Annotated in this window: 16 protein-coding genes; 6 read left to right on the top strand and 10 right to left on the bottom strand. The window is 62.5% G+C overall.

Features of this window, described 5'->3' with window-relative positions:
• The first annotated feature begins 244 nt into the window (after positions 1-244).
• Positions 245-1,252, top strand: coding sequence for a nucleoid-associated protein YejK (gene yejK, locus BMZ23_RS07855; RefSeq protein WP_093475090.1), 1,008 nt, complete (start codon positions 245-247; stop codon positions 1,250-1,252).
• Positions 1,253-1,322: 70 nt separating this feature from the next.
• On the opposite strand, the gene BMZ23_RS07850 is transcribed toward yejK, so the two are convergent.
• The 4 genes from BMZ23_RS07850 to BMZ23_RS07835 all read right to left on the bottom strand — a co-directional run bounded on the left by BMZ23_RS07850 (position 1,323) and on the right by BMZ23_RS07835 (position 4,484).
• Positions 1,323-1,598, bottom strand: coding sequence for a type II toxin-antitoxin system RelE/ParE family toxin (locus BMZ23_RS07850; RefSeq protein ID WP_093475087.1), 276 nt, complete (start codon positions 1,596-1,598; stop codon positions 1,323-1,325).
• The gene (locus BMZ23_RS07845; protein ID WP_093475084.1) at positions 1,598-1,870 is read right to left on the bottom strand and encodes a CopG family ribbon-helix-helix protein; all 273 of its coding nucleotides are present in this window, start codon (positions 1,868-1,870) and stop codon (positions 1,598-1,600) included. Before BMZ23_RS07845 ends, BMZ23_RS07850 begins: the two co-directional genes overlap by 1 nt.
• A 116-nt stretch (positions 1,871-1,986) precedes the next feature.
• Complete coding sequence (locus tag BMZ23_RS07840) at positions 1,987-3,312, bottom strand: MFS transporter (RefSeq protein WP_093475081.1); 1,326 nt, start codon at positions 3,310-3,312, stop codon at positions 1,987-1,989.
• Between the two features lie 107 nt (positions 3,313-3,419).
• Entirely contained in the window at positions 3,420-4,484 is a 1,065-nt protein-coding gene (locus BMZ23_RS07835) for a 3-deoxy-7-phosphoheptulonate synthase (protein WP_093475078.1), read from the bottom strand.
• Positions 4,485-5,153: 669 nt separating this feature from the next.
• On the opposite strand from BMZ23_RS07835, the gene BMZ23_RS07830 reads away from it, so the two are divergent.
• From BMZ23_RS07830 to BMZ23_RS07820, 3 genes are all read left to right on the top strand, one after another.
• On the top strand, positions 5,154-6,116 hold the full coding sequence (locus tag BMZ23_RS07830) for a cytochrome-c peroxidase (RefSeq protein ID WP_245748157.1): 963 nt from the start codon (positions 5,154-5,156) through the stop codon (positions 6,114-6,116).
• A gap of 215 nt (positions 6,117-6,331) precedes the next feature.
• Positions 6,332-6,535 carry a YgaP family membrane protein gene (locus tag BMZ23_RS07825; protein ID WP_093475072.1) on the top strand — a complete coding sequence of 68 codons (204 nt, stop codon included), beginning with the start codon at positions 6,332-6,334 and terminating at the stop codon, positions 6,533-6,535.
• Positions 6,536-6,648: 113 nt separating this feature from the next.
• Positions 6,649-7,074: a hypothetical protein gene (locus BMZ23_RS07820; RefSeq protein WP_177197244.1), complete on the top strand. Its 426-nt coding sequence runs from the start codon at positions 6,649-6,651 to the stop codon at positions 7,072-7,074.
• Between the two features lie 323 nt (positions 7,075-7,397).
• Here BMZ23_RS07820 and BMZ23_RS07815 read toward each other — a convergent pair whose 3' ends face one another.
• Both BMZ23_RS07815 and purL read right to left on the bottom strand, forming a co-directional pair.
• Positions 7,398-7,568: a TIGR02450 family Trp-rich protein gene (locus BMZ23_RS07815; protein ID WP_093475070.1), complete on the bottom strand. Its 171-nt coding sequence runs from the start codon at positions 7,566-7,568 to the stop codon at positions 7,398-7,400.
• 83 nt (positions 7,569-7,651) lie between these two features.
• Entirely contained in the window at positions 7,652-11,542 is a 3,891-nt protein-coding gene (purL, locus tag BMZ23_RS07810; protein WP_093475067.1) for a phosphoribosylformylglycinamidine synthase, read from the bottom strand.
• A 157-nt stretch (positions 11,543-11,699) separates the two neighbouring features.
• Here purL and mltF point away from each other — a divergent pair, with 157 nt between their 5' ends.
• Complete coding sequence (mltF, locus tag BMZ23_RS07805) at positions 11,700-13,133, top strand: membrane-bound lytic murein transglycosylase MltF (protein WP_093475064.1); 1,434 nt, start codon at positions 11,700-11,702, stop codon at positions 13,131-13,133.
• Positions 13,134-13,137: 4 nt separating this feature from the next.
• Here mltF and murJ read toward each other — a convergent pair whose 3' ends face one another.
• Positions 13,138-14,706: a murein biosynthesis integral membrane protein MurJ gene (murJ, locus tag BMZ23_RS07800; protein WP_093475061.1), complete on the bottom strand. Its 1,569-nt coding sequence runs from the start codon at positions 14,704-14,706 to the stop codon at positions 13,138-13,140.
• A 194-nt stretch (positions 14,707-14,900) separates the two neighbouring features.
• Between murJ and rpsT the strand changes: the two genes are divergently transcribed.
• Entirely contained in the window at positions 14,901-15,173 is a 273-nt protein-coding gene (gene rpsT / locus BMZ23_RS07795) for a 30S ribosomal protein S20 (RefSeq protein ID WP_093475058.1), read from the top strand.
• 129 nt (positions 15,174-15,302) lie between these two features.
• On the opposite strand, the gene proB is transcribed toward rpsT, so the two are convergent.
• The 3 genes from proB to BMZ23_RS07780 all read right to left on the bottom strand — a co-directional run bounded on the left by proB (position 15,303) and on the right by BMZ23_RS07780 (position 18,776).
• A complete protein-coding gene (proB, locus tag BMZ23_RS07790; RefSeq protein WP_093475055.1) occupies positions 15,303-16,421 on the bottom strand; it encodes a glutamate 5-kinase in 1,119 nt (372 codons plus the stop codon).
• A gap of 80 nt (positions 16,422-16,501) precedes the next feature.
• Entirely contained in the window at positions 16,502-18,232 is a 1,731-nt protein-coding gene (recJ, locus tag BMZ23_RS07785; RefSeq protein WP_093475052.1) for a single-stranded-DNA-specific exonuclease RecJ, read from the bottom strand.
• 4 nt (positions 18,233-18,236) lie between these two features.
• Positions 18,237-18,776: a YaeQ family protein gene (locus BMZ23_RS07780; protein ID WP_093475049.1), complete on the bottom strand. Its 540-nt coding sequence runs from the start codon at positions 18,774-18,776 to the stop codon at positions 18,237-18,239.
• Between the last annotated feature and the right edge of the window lie 104 nt (positions 18,777-18,880).

The raw sequence follows: 18,880 nt of genomic DNA, 5'->3' as shown, positions 1-18,880 counted from the left end.
AAACCAGACATCCCATGTGCCAGCCTGATTGCCGGCACCCGGTTCCGGACACGCCGCAAGTACATCCCTGTAGGCTCGCGCCCAGCCTTCCCTGGCTGGGCACGGTCCGGAACCGGGCGCCGGCAACCTGGCCACGATGTCCGCTGTTCTTGAACCAATCTGCGAACAAATAACCAGCGGTTCATTTGCGCTAAATCACCATCTGCTTTAACGTTCTGCTCCGCTTTGACCACGGACGCCCGCCATGCCAATCGACAACAGCATCGTTCACCAGATCCACAAGAAGCCCGATGGCCAGCCGGCCAGCCTCAGCCTGCGCGATGCCGAGCTGCCCGCCAATGAGGCGCTGGAGCAACTGCTGGCCGGGCTGATCGACGTATACAACAGCAAGCCGAACAAGGCCTGGGGCCACTTCCACCCGGAAAGCGGTGCCTACCCGTTCAGCGGCTGGCTGCAACAACTGGTGGATGGCGAGCTGGATTTTGTCGGCTTTTCCGCCAGGGCCAGCGAACAGCTGAAAAGCCTGATGGAAAGCTCCAACCTGGCGATGGGCGGGCATGTGCTGTTTATCCGCTACCGCCAGGGCATGACCGCCTTTCTGGTGATTGCCCTGCTGCACCACACCGAGGGTGTCACCGTCACCGACCAGCTGGAAGTCGCCTCGGCGCGGCATCTGGATCTGGCCAACCTGAACATGGCCGCACGCATCAACCTGACCGAGTGGAAGCAGAACGCGACGGCACAGAATTACATTTCATTTATTCGCGGGCGCAGCGGCAAGCGGGTGTCCGACTACTTCCGCGACTTTATCGGTTGTATCGAAGGCTCCAATCCGGAAGAAGACACCACCACCCTACTGCAGGCCTTCAGTGACTATGTCGGCGAGGCCGAGCTGGAACCCGATGCGCTAAAGCAGAAGACCAAGGCGCTGAGCGGCTACGTCAGCAGTCAGGCCCGCCAGGGTGAGCAGGTCGCGCTGGAGGAGTTGTCCGGGCTGATCGACGAGGAGCACCCGCGCGCCTTCTTCGACTACATCCGCCACAAGGATTACGGACTGTCCCCGGAGATCCCGCCGGATCGCAAGACGGTGAACAACTTTATGCGTTTCTACGGCAAGGCCGACGGCCTGTCGATCAGCTTTGAAGCACACCTGCTCGGCGAACGTGTGGAATACGATGAAGGCGACGACGCCCTGGTGATCCGCCACCCGCCCAAGGCGCTGGTGCAGCAGCTGCGTAATCGCAAGCGCTGATCAATGCGCAGAGCCTGCGCGCATTGCTGTGCAGAATAATTTTAATTTGAGGAGGCTGGCTGGTGGGATGTCAGCGATCCTGGCGGGTGTGCCACAGGCGCAGCAGGTAAATAGTGGCGTCAGCGATTTCGTAGCGCATCTCGTAGTGCCCGACCAGAATCCGCCGCACGTCACGCGGATCGAACTCTTCCAGCCGCTCGCCCAGACGCGGATTGGTCAGCAGCGTCATCGGCGCTGCCGTGAGCTGTTGCACTGTGCGCACGGCAGCCGGTTGGTTCACCGCCGCCAGGAACTCATAGAGGCGTGCCAGATCGGACAGCGACTTGCTCGTCCACTTCAACTCCATCAGTGCGGCACCGGTAGCGGCGTATCAGTGCTCAGGCTTTCAGCCCAGGCCTGCACGGCCTGATGGTCAATCACGCGACCGGCATCCACATCGGCCAGCGCTTCGCGGGTCAAGCGGCTGCGCTCTTCCTCCTGATCGAGCCAGGCCGACAGGGCTTGCTTGACGATCCAGTTCTTCGAGCGTTCCAGGCGCTCGGCAATCTCATCAACACGTTCGGCCAGCTCGACAGGGACGTGAGCAGTAACTGATCGGGTTTTACCGGTGACAGCCATAGTGGTTACTCCTGTGCTGCGAACGGCAGCAGGCTTTCGTGGGATAGGCAGGCCAAAAAACCGGCCTTGCTGAAGGCGTTATTCATAATTAATCGTTATGAATAGTAGCACATCACTCAATCCCGCCAGCTCTCTGCCACCGCCTCGCCACGCCGTTCATCCAGCGGCAGCACACAAAGCATGGCCAGCCCGAACAGCAGCAGGCAGAACAGGATCGCATCGGCCAGGCCAATGCCCCACTGGATCAGCCCCAGACCGAACATGCCGAACACCGCCGCCAGCTTCGAAGCCATGCCCCACAGGCCGAAGAACTCCGCCTGCTTACCGGCCGGTGTCAACACCCCCACCAGCGCACGACCGGCAGACTGCGATGAACCCAGACTGGCACCGGCCAGCACCCCGGCCACCAGAAACACATACTGCGCTTCCCAGCTCACGCCCAGCCAACTGGCCAGCAGTGCGGTCAGCCCCTGGGTCTGCCAGATCGCCAGAATCGCCAACAGCCACAGACCGAGGGTCAGCAGGTAGGTGGTACGGGTGCCGATGCGGCTCTGCAGCCAGCCAAAGCCCAAGGCACCGATGGTCGCGGTGATCTGCACGGTGATAAACATCAGCACCCGTACATTTTCATCCCAACCGATCACCTGGGCGCCGTAGATAAAGGCAAAGGCGATGATGATGTACACACCCGCCATGGCAAAGAACACCGACAATAGCAGCCAGCGCAGATCCTGAAACCGCGCAGACTCGCGCCAGGTAGTCAGCAGCCGCCCAAGCCCCAGCTGCAACAGGTTCTGACCGGTCGGCATGGGCCGCGGCTCACCGCGCTCGCGCAACCAGAAAAAGGTCGGGATCGCTGCCAGCAGAAAGAACACCGCCGCAAAGGGGCCGACCCAGCGGATGGTGTCATAGTTCTCCAGCGACACCTCGCCCAGGAACAGCAAGGCAAAGGCCGCCGCCAGCAGACCGCCAATATAGCCCAGCCCCCAACCCAGCCCGGAAATCCAGCCCAGCGCCCGGCGCGGACCAAGGTCAGGCAGAAAGCTGGCGATAAAGCCTTCACCTATGGCATAGGCAAAATTGGAAATCACCAGCAGCACCACGGCCAGGGTAATCCAGCCCGGCTCCACCAGATACAGCAGCGCGGTGGCCACCACCGTCAGCAGGTAACTGGCAAACAGGAAACGCTTGCGGCTGGCGGTGTAATCCATGATGGCTCCGCACAACGGATTGGCCACCACCACCAGCAGGTAGCTGGCCGCCAGTGCCAGACTCCACAACAGGTTGCCAAGCCGGTAGTCCGGTGCATCACCGACAATCACCCGGGTAAACAGATCGCCGAAGATCACCGTAATGATCAGCAGCGTGTAGCCCTGATTGGCGAAATCGAACATCGCCCAGCCGAAAATCTCGCGTTTGGGTGCCAACCGGGCTGCGCTCATGCAAGGTCCTTGTTGCCGGAAAATCCAGTAGCAGGGCAAATCAGGCCTGCTGCGTCGGGGGCATCAAGCATAGCAGGCACAGCCCGTAGCAGAGCAATACCGCAGACTCACCCGGCCAACTGTTCGGCGGCCTCCAGCACACAGGCAGCGCTGACCTCCCAGCCCAGACAGGCATCGGTAATGGATACACCAAACTGCAGGTTCTCCGACAACGCCTGACTGCCGCCCTGCAAATGGCTCTCCAGCATTACCCCGCGCAGAGCACGCTCACCGGCACGGCGCTGCTGCAACACCTGCGCAAGTACCTGTGGCTGACGTTCCGGCTGTTTGGCGCTGTTGGCATGACTGCAATCGACCATAATGCTGGGCTCCAGACCCTGTGCCTGCATGGCCTCACGTGCCGCGCTGACAGCCCCTGCGTGGAAGTTCGGCCCCGAGTGACCGCCACGCAATACCAACTGGGTATGCCGGTTACCCAGCGTGCTCACCAACGCCGGACAGCCCTGCGCATCCATACCGAAATGCCGGTGGGGATGGGCGGCCGAGCGCATGGCATCCAACGCTATTGCCAGGCTGCCATCGGTGCCGTTCTTGAAGCCCACCGCCATATCCAGCCCACTGACCAGTTCGCGATGCACCTGCGACTCGCTGGTGCGCGCACCTATAGCCGCCCAGCTTGGCAAGTCATCCAGGTAGCCGGCTACCAACGGCTGCAACCACTCGGTAGCCAGCGGCAATCCCAGTTCAGCCAACTGCAGCCAGAGCGCACGGGAGCGGTGCAGGCCTTCAGCCAGATCATCGCTGCCATCCAGATGCGGATCGTACAGCATGCCCTTCCAACCCACCGTAGTGCGCGGCTTCTCCACGTAGGCACGCATCACCAACAACAACTGATCCTTGACCCTCTCCTGCAAGTGCAACAGCCGCTCGGCATACACCAGTGCGGCCTGCGGGTCGTGCAGCGAGCACGGCCCCAGCACGACCAAAAAGCGCGGGTCACGGCCGCCTACCACTGCCCTCACCTGGTCACGCTGGGCAGCAATACGCGCAGACAGGGGCGCGGACACGGGGAGTTGCTGCTGCACTTCAGCAGGTGTCGGCAGGGATTTGTGGGTACGTTGCCGCACTGGACGGGCAACGGTAACAGACAAGGGCATAACGGAAGCATTCATGGGCAATCATCCTCGGCCGCGCGCAACACGCTGCGGCATCAACTGGTGGTTCGACAGATACAGCGCTCGCTGGACAACCGGGCAAAACAGCCAGACAACCAGACATACGAAAAGCAGCGGGTGACGTAGCGATACATGGCAAGCTCCTTGGAAAACAACAAATCAATCGACAATAAAAAACCCCGGTCGGGTTGCCGACCGGGGTTTATATGAACATGGTGGCGACCCTCGAATCCGGGCGCCTGCGGGTACTCAGGCGCGCCTGTGGCGATACCAGTACCCAAAGAAGAACACAGAAACCACAGACACAACCGCGCTTGCCTGCAGCATGTGCCGGGGCGATACAAGCGGGGTGGATGCGTTGGTCATGCGAATCTCCAGAAAATCTTCGACAACTCTAGCCAATCCTCGGCACTGCTGCAAGATCGGCAGGCAGCGCCTGCGATAGCAACACAATTTGTTACATGCATAACCATACAAACTGGAAGGACTTGTACGTTTCAAGGGGTTTCCATGACCAAAGTCAACGTTTTGGTCATTGTTATTAGTGACAATTGTCTCAAACAGAACAATAAAATCAAAAACGCCCTGCGAACACTTGCCTTATCCAGGACCAGGAGAGATCCCATGAAATATCCGTTGATTGCTACCGCCATCATCGCTGCCAGCATGGCCATGCCCGCCATGGCCGACCGTGTTGCCAGCGAACTGATCAAGCCCATTGAGCCCGCCGTGATCACCGAGCCGGCCAAAGCCGAACTGGGCAAGAAGCTGTTCTTTGATCCGCGCCTGTCGCGCTCGGGCTTCATTTCCTGCAACTCCTGCCACAACCTGAGCATGGGTGGCAGTGACAACCTGCCGACCTCGATCGGTCACAACTGGCAGGAAGGCCCGATCAACTCGCCAACCGTACTCAACTCCAGCTTGAGTGTCGCGCAGTTCTGGGATGGCCGCGCCGCCAACCTGCAGGAGCAGGCCGGTGGTCCGATCGCCAACCCGATGGAAATGGCCTCCAGCCACGTATTGGCGATTGATGTACTGCGCTCGATTCCGCAGTACCGCCAGGAATTTGCGGCCATCTACGGCACCGAAGATATCACCATTGACCACGTCACCGACGCCATCGCGGTGTTCGAGGAAACCCTGGTTACCCCGAACTCGCGCTTCGACCTGTGGCTCAAGGGGGATGACAGCGCCCTGAATACCCAGGAACTGGCCGGCTATAACAAGTTCAAGGAAATCGGCTGCACCGCCTGCCACAACGGCCCGGCAGCGGGTGGCACCTCGTTCCAGCGCATGGGGGTTGTCGAGCCCTATGTCACTGACAACCCGGCAGAAGGCCGCGTATCGGTCACCGGTGATGACCGCGACCGCTTCAACTTCAAGGTACCGACCCTGCGCAACGTCGAACTGACCTACCCCTACTTCCACGATGGTGCCTACTGGGAGCTGGAAAAGGCGGTTGATGTGATGGCCCGCCTGCAACTTGGCCGCCAGCTGAGCGATGAGGAAATCGGCAATATCACGGCCTTCCTCAAGACCCTGACCGGTGAGCAGCCGAGCTTCGCCATGCCGATCCTGCCGCCTTCTACCAACGCCACACCGCGTCCGGTGCCGTTCGAAAAGAACTGATACAGCAGGCGTGATGCACAAGGCCCCGACCAGCAATGGCCGGGGCCTTGTCATTTATGTCCGGGCGCCGCAAGGCACGGCAACCTGACAATGCCGAATCCAGCCCGCGAACATCAAACAAAATGAATTCAAACCTCTCCAACTGATCAGCATCATGGCAAAACCTGAAATACAGGGTAGAGTATAAGAACAACCCCCATGAAGGAGTCACTTCCATGACAATCAACGAAGGCCTTCGCCTGATGGCTGGCGTGTTTATCCTGATTTCCATCCTGCTGGCGCACTTCGTCAACCCGGCCTGGCTGCTGTTCACCGGCTTTATCGCACTCAACCTGATCCAGTCAGCTTTCACCAAGTGGTGTCCGGCGATGGTCATGTTGAAAAAAATCGGCCTCAAGCAGGAAAAACCGGTCAACTGAAGCCTGCAGCAACCGCATCTGCTTGGTGACCCAGGTCACTGAGCAGGGCCGCCTGTTGGTAGTAGGCTTGCCTCACGTCATTCACATTCCAGGGTCTGATCAGGGAGCGCGCCATGCAGCAACTGGTCAGGCGTGGCAGTGGCAAGTTGTTGTGGGTTATCCAGCTGATCAACTTTGTAGTGGTGTCCGCCATCGGCTACGCTGCCGGCTTGCTGTTCTTCCCCAACCAGCCCTTTGTGCGCCTGGCCCTGCTGCTGACCGGCCTGCTGGCCGGTTCTCTGCTGGCACCGCTGTACCTGAAAGGCCTGCTGGGGACAGTGATCGACATACCCCTCACCTCGGTCTTTATGCAGATAGTCCTTATCGTCTTTCTGCCCTTGCTGCTGGGCAATCTGACGCAGCGCTACCTGATCGGCAAACTGTTTTTGAGCGCGGCGCTGCTGATTGCCCTGGCCTATATCGTCCAGGTTCAGGCGGCCGCCTGGTATGTGAAGCTGACCAGCAGGATACTCGGACCGCCACCACTGAAGGCCAACTGACAGACAGCGCACAACGCAACAATGCCGAGGGAAATCTTTTTGCGTCAATCGCCAAATAAGCAACCAAACAATACAAAAATACAGATTGAACGCCTCAGTGCCCTACGATAATCAGCTTTTCAGTGTCAAAGCCACGCACCTTCGCCGCCTCGACCCAGCCTCAGCAAACACCCCGTCAGCAATAGTGCTCTCATGCCGGCCTCCCGTTTGATCGAGTCCTGCAATTTGTCGTAAGGCCTGCCTTGCCCCATGACTGAGCTGCGGCTGCGACCGAGCGGCTACTTCCAGCCCTGCCCCCAGACAGCGCTGTCTTTCAACTCGGTTCAGTCGATCGGATATTCGCGCCGGGAAATCACCGCCTCCAGCGTGCAGGACTGCACTACGCCCTCCTCGTCATACTCGACCTCGGTGACCAGAAAATGCTTCTCCCGGTTCACCGGCTTCAGTGCCGTCCACTTGCTGTTGGCCAGCTTGGCCGGATTGAGCTTGTTCATCAGCAGCCCTCGAATACGTGTGCGGTTGCAGAAACAAATACCCCGGCACAGGGCCGGGGTAAAGGGGATGCCTGAAAACCTGTTCAGCCGACCCAGACCCGTGCGTTGCGGAACATGCGCATCCAGCCGCCGTCCTCGCTCCAGTCATCCGGGTGCCAGGAGTTCTGCACGGCACGGAACACCCGCTCGGGGTGCGGCATCATGATGGTCACGCGACCATCACGGGTAGTCAGACCAGTAATGCCACGCGGTGAGCCGTTGGGGTTGGCCGGGTAGCGCTCGGTCATGCGGCCACGGTTATCGATGTAACGCAGTGCCACGCTGTTGCTGGCCTCGCAGGCATCCACCGCACAGCTGTCGGCAAACTCGGCATGACCTTCGCCGTGGGCAATGGCGATCGGCAGACGCGAGCCGACCATGCCGCTGAGGAAGATCGACGGCGAGGCCTGCACTTCGACCATCGCCACACGCGCCTCGAATTGCTCCGAGCGGTTGCGTACAAAGCGCGGCCAGTGGTCGCTGCCGGGGATCAGCTCGCGCAGGTTGGAGAGCATCTGGCAGCCGTTGCACACACCCAGGGCGAAGGTATCCGGGCGCTGGAAGAAGGCGCTGAAGGCGTCGCGGGCCTGGGCGTTGAACAGGATCGACTTGGCCCAGCCTTCGCCGGCACCCAGCACGTCACCGTAGGAGAAGCCGCCACAGGCGACCAGTCCACGGAACTCAGCCAGATCCACGCGACCAGCCAGAATGTCGCTCATGTGCACGTCGATCGCGGTAAAGCCGGCGCGGGTAAAGGCGGCGGCCATTTCCACCTGACCGTTGACGCCCTGCTCGCGCAGGATCGCCACCCGCGGGCGCACGCCGGTATTGATCAGTGGCGCTGCCACATCTTCGTTGATGTCGAAGCTGAGCAGCGCGTTCAGGCCCGGGTTGGCGTCATCGCTCAGAATCTCAAACTCCTGATCGGCGCACTCGACGTTGTCACGCAGGCGCTGGATCTGCCAGCTGGTTTCGCTCCACACTTGCTGCCAGTTGGCACGACTGCCACTCAGCACACTGTTGCCATTGAAGCCGAAGTCCAGCAACTGCTCGCGCTGCGGCTGACCGATCACCGCGCTGCAGTCGCCAAGGCCGGCGGCGGACAGCTGGGCCAGAACCGCTTCGGTATCGGCCTGACGCACCTGAATCACCGCACCCAGTTCCTCGTTGAACAGTACGGCGGGCAGCTCGGCGTCGCTATCGGCCAGCACGTCAAGGCTGACGCTCAGGCCACAGTGACCGGCAAAGGCCATTTCTGCCAGGGTTGCCAGCAGGCCGCCGTCGGAGCGGTCGTGGTAGGCCAGCAGCTGAGCATCGTTGTTCAGCCCCTGAATCACCGCAAAGAAGGCCTTCAGGTCTTCAGCGTCATCCAGATCCGGACCCGTCTGGCCAATGCGGTTGTAGACCTGGGCCAGCGCCGAGCCGCCAAGGCGGTTCTGGCCACGCCCCAGATCGATCAGGATCAGGTCGGACTCGCCCTGGTCGAGGCGCAGTTGCGGGGTCAGGGTAGCGCGCACATCCTGCACCGGGGCAAAACCGGTAACGATCAGCGACATCGGCGAGGTAACGCTCTTCTCGCTGCCCCCATCGTTCCAGCGGGTCTTCATCGACATCGAGTCCTTGCCCACCGGGATGGTGATGCCCAGCTGCGGGCACAGCTCCATGCCCACCGCCTGCACCGCATCGTACAGCCGTGCATCCTCACCGGGGTGGCCGGCGGCGGCCATCCAGTTGGCTGACAGGCGGATATCCGACAGCTTGCCGATCCGCGCAGCGGCCAGGTTGGTGACGGTTTCAGCCACCGCCATGCGCCCGGAGGCCGCCGCATCCAGCAGCGCCAGCGGGGTGCGTTCACCCATCGCCATGGCTTCGCCGGTGTAGACATCAAAGCTGGCAGCGGTCACTGCGCAATCAGCCACCGGCACCTGCCAGGGACCGACAAACTGGTCACGCGCCACCAGACCGGTAATCGAGCGGTCACCGATGGTGATCAGAAAGCTCTTGCTGGCCACTGCCGGCAGGCGCAGCACGCGCAGGGCGGCCTCTTCCAGCGGCATGTCGGCACTGAAGTCGTCGCCCAGCTCAGCTTCACGAGTGACACTGCGGTGCATGCGCGGCGGTTTGCCGAGCAATACCGACAGCGGCATGTCGACCGGCTGGTTGTCGAAGTGGCTGTCATTCAGCAGCAGATGGCGCTCTTCGGTAGCTTCGCCGACCACGGCAAAGGGGCAGCGCTCGCGCTCGCAGATGGCCTGGAAGCGCTCGAAGTCCTGCTCCGCCACTGCCAGCACATAGCGCTCCTGGGATTCGTTGGACCAGATTTCCAGCGGGCTCATGCCCGGCTCGTCATTCGGCACATTGCGCAGCTCGAAACGTCCGCCACGCTCGCCGTCGTTGACCAGTTCGGGGAAGGCATTCGACAGGCCGCCGGCACCGACATCGTGGATAAAGGCAATCGGGTTCTTCTCACCGAGTTGCCAGCAACGGTCGATCACTTCCTGACAGCGCCGTTCCATTTCCGGGTTGTCACGCTGCACCGAGGCAAAGTCCAGGTCCTCGGCACTGGAACCGGTGGCCATCGACGAGGCCGCACCACCACCCAGACCGATCAGCATGGCCGGGCCGCCGAGCACGATCAGCTTCGCACCGACCGGAATCTCGTTCTTTTCCACGTGCTCGGCGCGGATGTTACCCATACCGCCCGCCAGCATGATCGGCTTGTGGTAGCCACGCACTTCCGGACCGCGCGGCGAGGCCAGGGTCTGCTCGAAGGTACGGAAATAGCCGGTCAGGTTGGGGCGACCGAATTCGTTGTTGAAGGCCGCGCCACCCAGCGGGCCTTCGATCATGATCTGCAGCGGGGTGACGATACGGCCGGGCTTGCCGTTGTCCTCTTCCCAGGGCTGCTCGAAACCGGGAATCCGCAGGTTGGACACGGTAAAGCCGGTCAGGCCGGCCTTCGGCTTGCCGCCACGACCGGTCGCGCCTTCGTCGCGGATCTCGCCACCGGAGCCGGTGGAGGCGCCGGGGAACGGCGCGATGGCGGTCGGGTGGTTGTGCGTCTCGACCTTCATCAGAATGTGTACCGGCTCTTCAACCGCGCGGTACTCGTTGCTGTCCGGCTGCGGGAAGAAACGCCCGGCGACGCTGCCCTCGATCACCGCCGCGTTATCCTTATAGGCCGACAGCACGCCTTCGCTGTGCATCTGGTAGGTGTTCTTGATCATGCCAAACAGGCTCTTGTCCTGCGCCTGACCGTCGATGTCCCAGCTGGCATTGAAGATCTTGTGCCGGCAGTGCTCGGAGTTGGCCTGGGCGAACATCATCAACTCAACATCGCTGGGGTTGCGCTTGAGACCCTTGAAGCTCTTCACCAGATAGTCGATTTCGTCATCGGCCAGCGCCAGGCCCAGTTCGACATTCGCCTTGACCAGTGCCTTGCGACCACCCTTGAGGATGTCTACGCGGTTGAACGGCTTCGGCTCGGTATGCGCAAACAGGCCGGCAGCCTCCAGCGAATCCAGTACCAGTTCGGTCATGCGGTCGTGCAGCAGCGCACGCACCTGCTCCAGCCGCTTGGGCCCGAGCTTGCCATCAACGTAGTAGGCAATGCCGCGCTCCAGCCGGCGGATCATACCCAGGCCGCAGTTGCGCGCAATATCGGTGGCCTTGCTCGACCAGGGCGAGATAGTGCCAAAACGCGGCACCACCAGCAGCAGCTTGCCAGCCGGCTCCTCCACCGGCACCGACGGGCCGTAACGCAACAGGCGCTCAAGCACCGCCTGCTGGCTATCATCCAGCTCGGCATCCAGTTCGGCAAAGTGCATGAACTCGGCATACAGGCCGGTCACCGCCGGCACACTGGCCTGCAGTCTGGCCAGCAGCTTGTCACGACGGAAAACGGAAAGGGCGGGGGCTCCACGCAGGCAATGCATGTCGGTAAGGCCTCGGTCGGAAAGGGGGAATGCGCGTGGCATCCCGGGGCGAAATTGAAGGCACATAGAATACCCCAAGCGGCCGCCCGGGGCCATGCCGTGCATCAGTGACACGGCAACGCTATTGCCGTCAGCGCCTTTTCCCTATACTGCGGGCATGCACGCATTCCAACGACTGCCCCGCCCCCTGCCGGCTCTGCTGCTGGCCCTGCTGCTTGGCGGTTGCGAACAACCCGACCAGCTCGGCCAGATTCGCGACCAGGGTGAATTGCGCGTCATCACCCGCAACACCCCGACAACCTTCTACCAGGACCGCCACGGCCATACCGGTCTGGAGTACGAACTGAGCCGGCGTTTTGCCGACAGTCTGGGCGTGCGCCTGGACATGAGTACCGCCGACACACTCGACCAACTCTACCAGCAACTGGGCAGCCCTCAGGGGCCCCATCTGGCCGCCGCCGGACTGACGGTCAACCCGCAGCGCGAAGAGCAACTGCGCTATACCGACCCCTACCTGGAAGTCACCCCGCAGGTGGTCTATCGCCGCGGCAATCGTCAGCCACGCCAAATGGAAGATCTCTACGACAAGCGCATTCTGGTTCTGCGCGGTAGCGCACTGGCCGAATTGCTGCGCGAGTTGCAGACCGAGCATCCCGATCTGGTGTTCGAGGAGTCCGACTCACTGGAAGTAGTCGACCTGCTGCGCATGGTCAACGATGGCGAAATTGACCATGCCCTGGTCTACTCCAACGAAGTCAGCGTCAACCAAGCCTTTTATCCGGCGGTACACATCGGCTTCGACCTGGGCAATCCCCGGCCGATGGCCTGGGCACTGGCCGGCACCCGTGATGACAGCCTGCTGCGGGCGGTCAACGACTTTTTCCAGCAGGTACGCTCTGACGGTACGCTGGATCAGTTGATCGAGCGCTTCTACGGGCACTCCGACGTGCTCGATTACGTCGGCGCACGCGCCTTCGCCCGGCACATGCAACAGCGCCTGCCACGTTACGAGCAATGGTTCCGTCAGGCCGGCGACCAGTACGGACTGGACTGGCGGCTGCTGGCCGCGATGGGCTACCAGGAATCCCTATGGGACCCGGATGCACGCTCACCCACCGGCGTGCGCGGGCTGATGATGCTGACCCTGCCAACCGCCAAATTTGTCGGCGTGACCAACCGCATCGACCCGCAACAGAGCATTTTTGGCGGCGCCCGCTACCTGGTCTGGGTGCGCGACCAGTTGTCCACCGAGATCCCCGAGCCAGACCGCACCTGGTTTGCCCTGGCCGCCTACAACGTCGGCCTCGGCCATCTGGACGACGCGCGCAAGCTGACCAGCGGTAATGGCCGCGACCCGAACCGCTGGATCGACGTCAAGGACCACCTGCCACTGCTGTCAAAGAAACAGTGGTACAGCCAGACCCGCTACGGTTATGCGCGTGGCAACGAGCCGGTGCACTATGTGCAGAACATCCGCCGCTACCACGAGATCCTGCAGTGGGTGACCCAGCCGCTGGCAGAAACCGCCCAGTTGCCGGAAGGCGAATACCACGCCCCGGGCATCCTCGAACAACTGCCGCGCGGCATCTGAAGCCTCAGCGGCGGATATCCCTGAGGCGCAGACCACAAGCCAGTAAACTGGCCAGATAGGCAAGGATACCAGCGCCAACCAGCAGGCTCATCTGCCAGACCCGCTGCTGCCAGCCCCAGGCCAGCCAGCTGTCAACATCCGACGCCAGCCACAGCAGCACCGCACAGAGCGCCGCGCAAGCCACTAACAGGCGCAGCCAGAACAGCCCCCAGCCCGGCTGTGTCTGGTATACCCCGATCTTGCGCAGCCCCCACCACAGAAGCCCGGCATTCAACAGCGCCGCCAACGAGGTAGCCAGCGCCAGGCCGACGTGCGCCAGCGGCCAGATCAGGATCAGGTTCAGCCCCATATTGACGACCATGCAGACCACCGCGATCTTCACCGGGGTCTTGGTGTCCTGGCGGGCAAAATAGCCGGGGGCCAGCACCTTGATCAGCATAAAGGTCATCACCCCCAGCGCGTAGGCACGCAGCGCCGCCGCCGCCTGCAGCACATCGCGGTCGGTCATTGCCCCGTAGTGGAACAGCGTGGCAATCAGCGGCTCGGCCAGCAGCAACAGCGCCAGCGCCGCCGGCACACCAATCAGCAGCACCATGCGCACCGCCCAGTCCAGAGTGGCGGAAAACGCCTGCGGGTTGTCACCGGCATGCTGGCGCGACAACGCCGGCAGAATCACCGTACCAATGGCAATACCGAAGGCCCCCAGGGGCAACTCCGACAGGCGGTCAGCGTAGTACAGCCAGGAAATGCTGCCGGTTTGCAGAAAGGACGCCAGCACCGTATCCAGCAGCAGATTGATCTGGCTGACCGACACCCCGAACAGTGCTGGCACCATCAGCGTCATGATGCGTTTGACGCCCTCATGCTTGCGGTCCGGGCGCGGCACCGGCAACAGACGGATCTGCGCCAGAAACGGCAACTGGAACAGCAACTGCACCACCCCGGCAATAAATACCCCCCAGGCCAGCGCCATGATCGGCTGATCAAAATACGGCGTCAGGCACAGGGTCGCGCCAATCATGCTGAGGTTCAGCAGCACCGGGGTAAAGGCCGGCACGGCAAAACGGTTGTAACTGTTGAGGATTGAGCCGCAGAAGGCCGTCAGGGAAATCAGCAACAGGTAAGGGAAGGTAATCCGCAGCATGTCAGCGGCCAACCCCAGCTTGTAGTCATCACCATGAAAGCCGGGAGCAAACAGGGTAATCAGCAAGGGCGCACCAGCCACCCCCAGCGCGGTAATCGCCACTAGCGTCAGCCCCAGGGTGCCGGCTACCTTGTCCACCAGCAACTTGACCTCGGCCAGACTGCGCCGCGCGCGGTACTCCGACAGCACCGGCACAAAGGCCTGGGCAAAGGCACCCTCGGCAAACAGCCGGCGCAGGAAGTTGGGGATCTTGAAGGCGATAAAAAACGCATCCGCCTCGGACTTCGAGCCGAAATAGCTGGCCACCACCACATCACGCACCAGGCCCAGCACCCGCGACAGCAGGGTCATCACACTGACCACCATGCCCGAGCGCAACAGGCCGGGGGCCTTGGGTTCAGGGGTGGCGGGGGTAGGGGTATCGGTCATGGCAGCGCTTCGCGGCGAAAAGCGCGATCATACCACCGGCACCCTGCGCGAAGGCATGTCTGCGCATCCACCAGCCTGATGCCAAAAACACCGTCACCCGACGCAATGCAGCTATTGACAATCAGACAAGCGCTCGGCATAGTACGCGACCTTATTTGCACCTAATTCATCTGTTTTTTCTGAGGAGCACGACGGTGGCCAACTCACCTCAAGCCAAGAAACGCGCCAAGCAGGCCGAGAAGCGCCGCAGCCACAATGCCAGCCTGCGCTCCATGGTCCGTACCTACATCAAGAACGTCGTCAAGGCGATTGATGCCAAGGACCTCGACAAGGCCAAGACTGCCTACACCGCAGCCGTTCCGGTCATCGACCGCATGGCTGACAAGGGCATCATCAGCAAGAACAAGGCCGCTCGCCACAAGAGCCGCCTGAACGCGCACATCAAGGACATGGCCACCGCCGCCTGAACCTTGCCGCAGCGTTGACACACAAAAAACCGGCCTTACAGCCGGTTTTTTGTTGTCTGCAATGTTGCCTGCAACAATACCGCCCCGGCCGTTCAGCACGGGGCGGCTCGGTTGTCGCCGGGCAACCCGCTACACCAGCACCATATTGTCGCGGTGAATCAGCTCGGGATCGTCGATAAAGCCAAGAATACGCGCAATCGACTCGGTCGGCTGGCCGATGATGCGAACCGCATCCTGGGCGCTGTAGTTAACCAGGCCTCGGGCCACTTCAGTGCCGTCCGGGGCCACGCAGACCACCATCTCGCCACGGCGGAAATTGCCCTCGACGCCCTTCACACCAACCGGCAGCAGGCTGCGACGACCGGCAGTCAGGGCATTCACCGCGCCCTGATCGAGCAGCAGCCGACCACGGGTCTGCAGGTGGCCGGCCAGCCATTGCTTGCGTGCCGCCAGCATGCCCTTTTCCGGCAGCAACAGGGTGCCCAGCGCCTCGCCGCCCTGCAGGCGTTCGATCACCCGTTCGATGCGTCCGCCAACGATCACCGTACCGGCACCGGAGCGGGCCGCCAGGCGCGCCGCACGCAGCTTGGTCAGCATGCCGCCACGCCCCAGCGCGCCGGCACTGCCGCCGGCCATGGCGTCCAGCTTGGGATCATCGGCCATCGCCTGACTGATCAGCTCGGCCTGCGGATTGCTGCGCGGATCGGCAGTGAACAGGCCATCACGGTCTGTCAGGATCACCAGCAGATCGGCCTCGACCAGATTGGCCACCAGCGCCCCGAGGGTGTCATTGTCACCGAAGCGGATCTCGTCGGTGACCACCGTATCGTTCTCGTTGATCACCGGAATCACGCCCAGATCCAGCAGTGCACGCAGGGTGCTGCGGGCATTCAGGTAGCGCTTGCGGTCGGACAGGTCATCATGGGTCAGCAACACCTGGGCGGTGGACAGCCCGTGCGCCTGAAAACTCGACTCCCAGGCCTGCACCAGCCCCATCTGGCCAATCGCCGCCGCTGCCTGCAACTGGTGAATGGTCTTTGGCCGTTCGCTCCAGCCTAGCCGGCTCATGCCCGCCGCCACCGCCCCGGAGGACACCAGCACCAGATCGGCGCCGCTCTTGCGCAGCGCCACCAGTTGCTCGACCCACACCGCCATCGACTCGCGGTCCAGCCCCCGACCATCGCTGGTCAACAGGGCACTGCCGATCTTCACCACCCAACGGCGGGCATTGGTCACCTTTTCACGCATGCTGATTCCATCGAGACAGGGGAGGGAAATTGCCGCCCATTGTATGGCAGCCGGCGCCGCTCGTCACCGTGAGCGGTGCCTCACGGCGCCTCGGCCAGCGGCTCCAGGTGACGCACCAGCAATTGCAGGTTCTGTCGCCCGCGAAACTCGTTGACGTCCAGCACATAGGCCAGTCGTACCCGCGCAGCACGGTGATTGGGCCACTGTTTCGGATCGATATTGAAGGCGATCGCATCCAGCAGGCGGCCACTGCCGGGCGGCTGCAGCACCAGTTTCAGATGGCGCTCGCCAACGATGCGCTGCTGGATCAACTCAAAGTCACCATGGAACACCGGTTCGGGGAAATGCTGGCCCCAGGGACCGGCCTCGCGCAGGCTGTTGGCCAGCTCCAGACGGAACTCATGCTCGGCCAGCTCGCCATCGGTGAGCAGCCGCCCGCTGAGGTCATCAGCACTCAACTGGCGGCGCACCTCCTGATCAAAGGCCTCGGCAAAGCGCGGATACTGCTCGCACTGCAACGACAGCCCGGCGGCCATGGCATGCCCGCCAAACTTGCTGATCAGCCCGGGATTGTGTGCCGCCACCGCATCCAGCGCATCGCGGATATGCAGCCCCGGAATCGAGCGCGCCGAACCCTTGATCTGGCCGTTGCCGGCATCGGCAAAAGCAATCACCGGACGGTGATAGCGCTCCTTCAGGCGGGAAGCGAGGATGCCGATCACCCCCTGGTGCCAGTCGGCGTCGAACAGGCACAGACCAAAGGGCATGCGCTCCTGCTCCAGCGCCATGCCAGCCAGCGTCTGCAGCGCCTGCTGCTGCATCTCGCGCTCGATCTGCTGACGCTCGCGGTTCATGCTGTCCAGTTCGCGGGCCAGCTCCAGCGCCTGCTCGGGATCATTGCTGAGCAGACACTCGATACCCAGACTCATGTCATCCAGCCGTCCGGCGGCATTCAGCCGTGGGCCGACAATAAAGCCCAGATCAGACGCCACCAGCCGCTGCGGCTCGCGCCCGGCCACCTCCAGCAGCGCACGGATACCCGGCCGGCAGCGCCCGGCACGAATGCGCGCCAGCCCCTGATGCACCAGAATCCGGTTATTGGCATCCAGCGGCACCACATCGGCCACCGTACCCAGCGCCACCAGATCCAGCAGCTCACCCAGATTCGGCTCACTGCGCCCGGCAAACCAGCCCCGCTCGCGCAGCGCCGCACGCAGCGCCAGCAGCACATAGAAGATCACCCCGACCCCGGCAATGCCCTTGCTCGGAAAACCGCAACCAGGCTGATTGGGATTGACGATGGCATCCGCCGCCGGCAACTGCTCACCGGGCAGATGGTGATCGGTAACCAGCACGCGCAACCCGGCGGCCCGCGCCGCTGCCACGCCATCGACACTGGAAATGCCGTTGTCCACGGTAATCAGCAGATCCGGGTGGCGCTGTAGCGCCACCTCGACAATCTCCGGGGTCAGACCGTAGCCGTATTCAAAGCGGTTGGGGACCAGATAGTCGACCTGCGCCGCGCCCAGCGCCCGCAGCCCGAGCAGCGCGACACTGCTGGCGGTGGCACCATCGGCATCGAAATCGCCGACCACCAGAATCGACTGCTGCTGCTCCAGCGCCTCGACCAGCAGCGCGGTGGCCTCGGGCATGCCCTTGAACAGCTCGACCGGCAGCAGCGACTTCAGGCTGCGGTCCAGCTCCTGCACCGAGGCCACCCCGCGCGCCGCATACAGGCGCGTGAGCAGTGGCGGTATCGGTCCCAGGTCGGGTAACTGCCCGGGCAACGGGCGACTGACAATCCGTAACATGGACTCAGCGCCCGCCCTGCAGCCACTCCGGCTGCAACTCGCACTGTCCGCGCTGGTCGCTGACATAGAGCACGCCGTCAGTGATCATCACCGACCAGTCGATAGTGCGCGGCAGATCCTGTGCCAGCGCATCCAGCGCCTCGGATGGCAGCGCGGCAACCGACAGGTTGGCCAGCCCGGATACCGCCGGCAGCACCCGTCCGGCCCACACCCGGCTATTGCCATAGGCCAGCAGCGACACCCGCTCGGCGCGCCGCGAACACCAGGTCAGCCGCTCGGCATCCGGCAGGCCGACCTCGATCCAGTGCAGCACGCGCCCATCCAGACTCTTCTGCCACAGCGCGGGCTCGTCGACATCCGACAACCCGCGACCGAAGGCCAGATCCTCGCCATACCACAGGGCATAGGCCAGCAGCCGGGTACAAAGCCGCTGGGCGTTTTCAGAGGGATGCCGGGCCACCGTAAGGCGCAGGTTTTCGTAGACACCGCGATCGGTGTCGGTGAGATTCAGATTGACCTTGTAGGGCGTTGCTTGCAGAGCCATGGGGGGAACCGCCTGGGGCAAAGGGAGGCAGTGTAACCCAAACCCCCGCTGAACCGCAGAGCAACACGGCCAGCCGGGATCAAACAGCTGCCGGGGCGCCAACG

It is taken from the genome of Halopseudomonas yangmingensis, assembly GCF_900114825.1.
GTDB classification, from domain to species: domain Bacteria; phylum Pseudomonadota; class Gammaproteobacteria; order Pseudomonadales; family Pseudomonadaceae; genus Halopseudomonas; species Halopseudomonas yangmingensis.
This window is presented reverse-complemented; position numbering and strand designations above follow the sequence as displayed.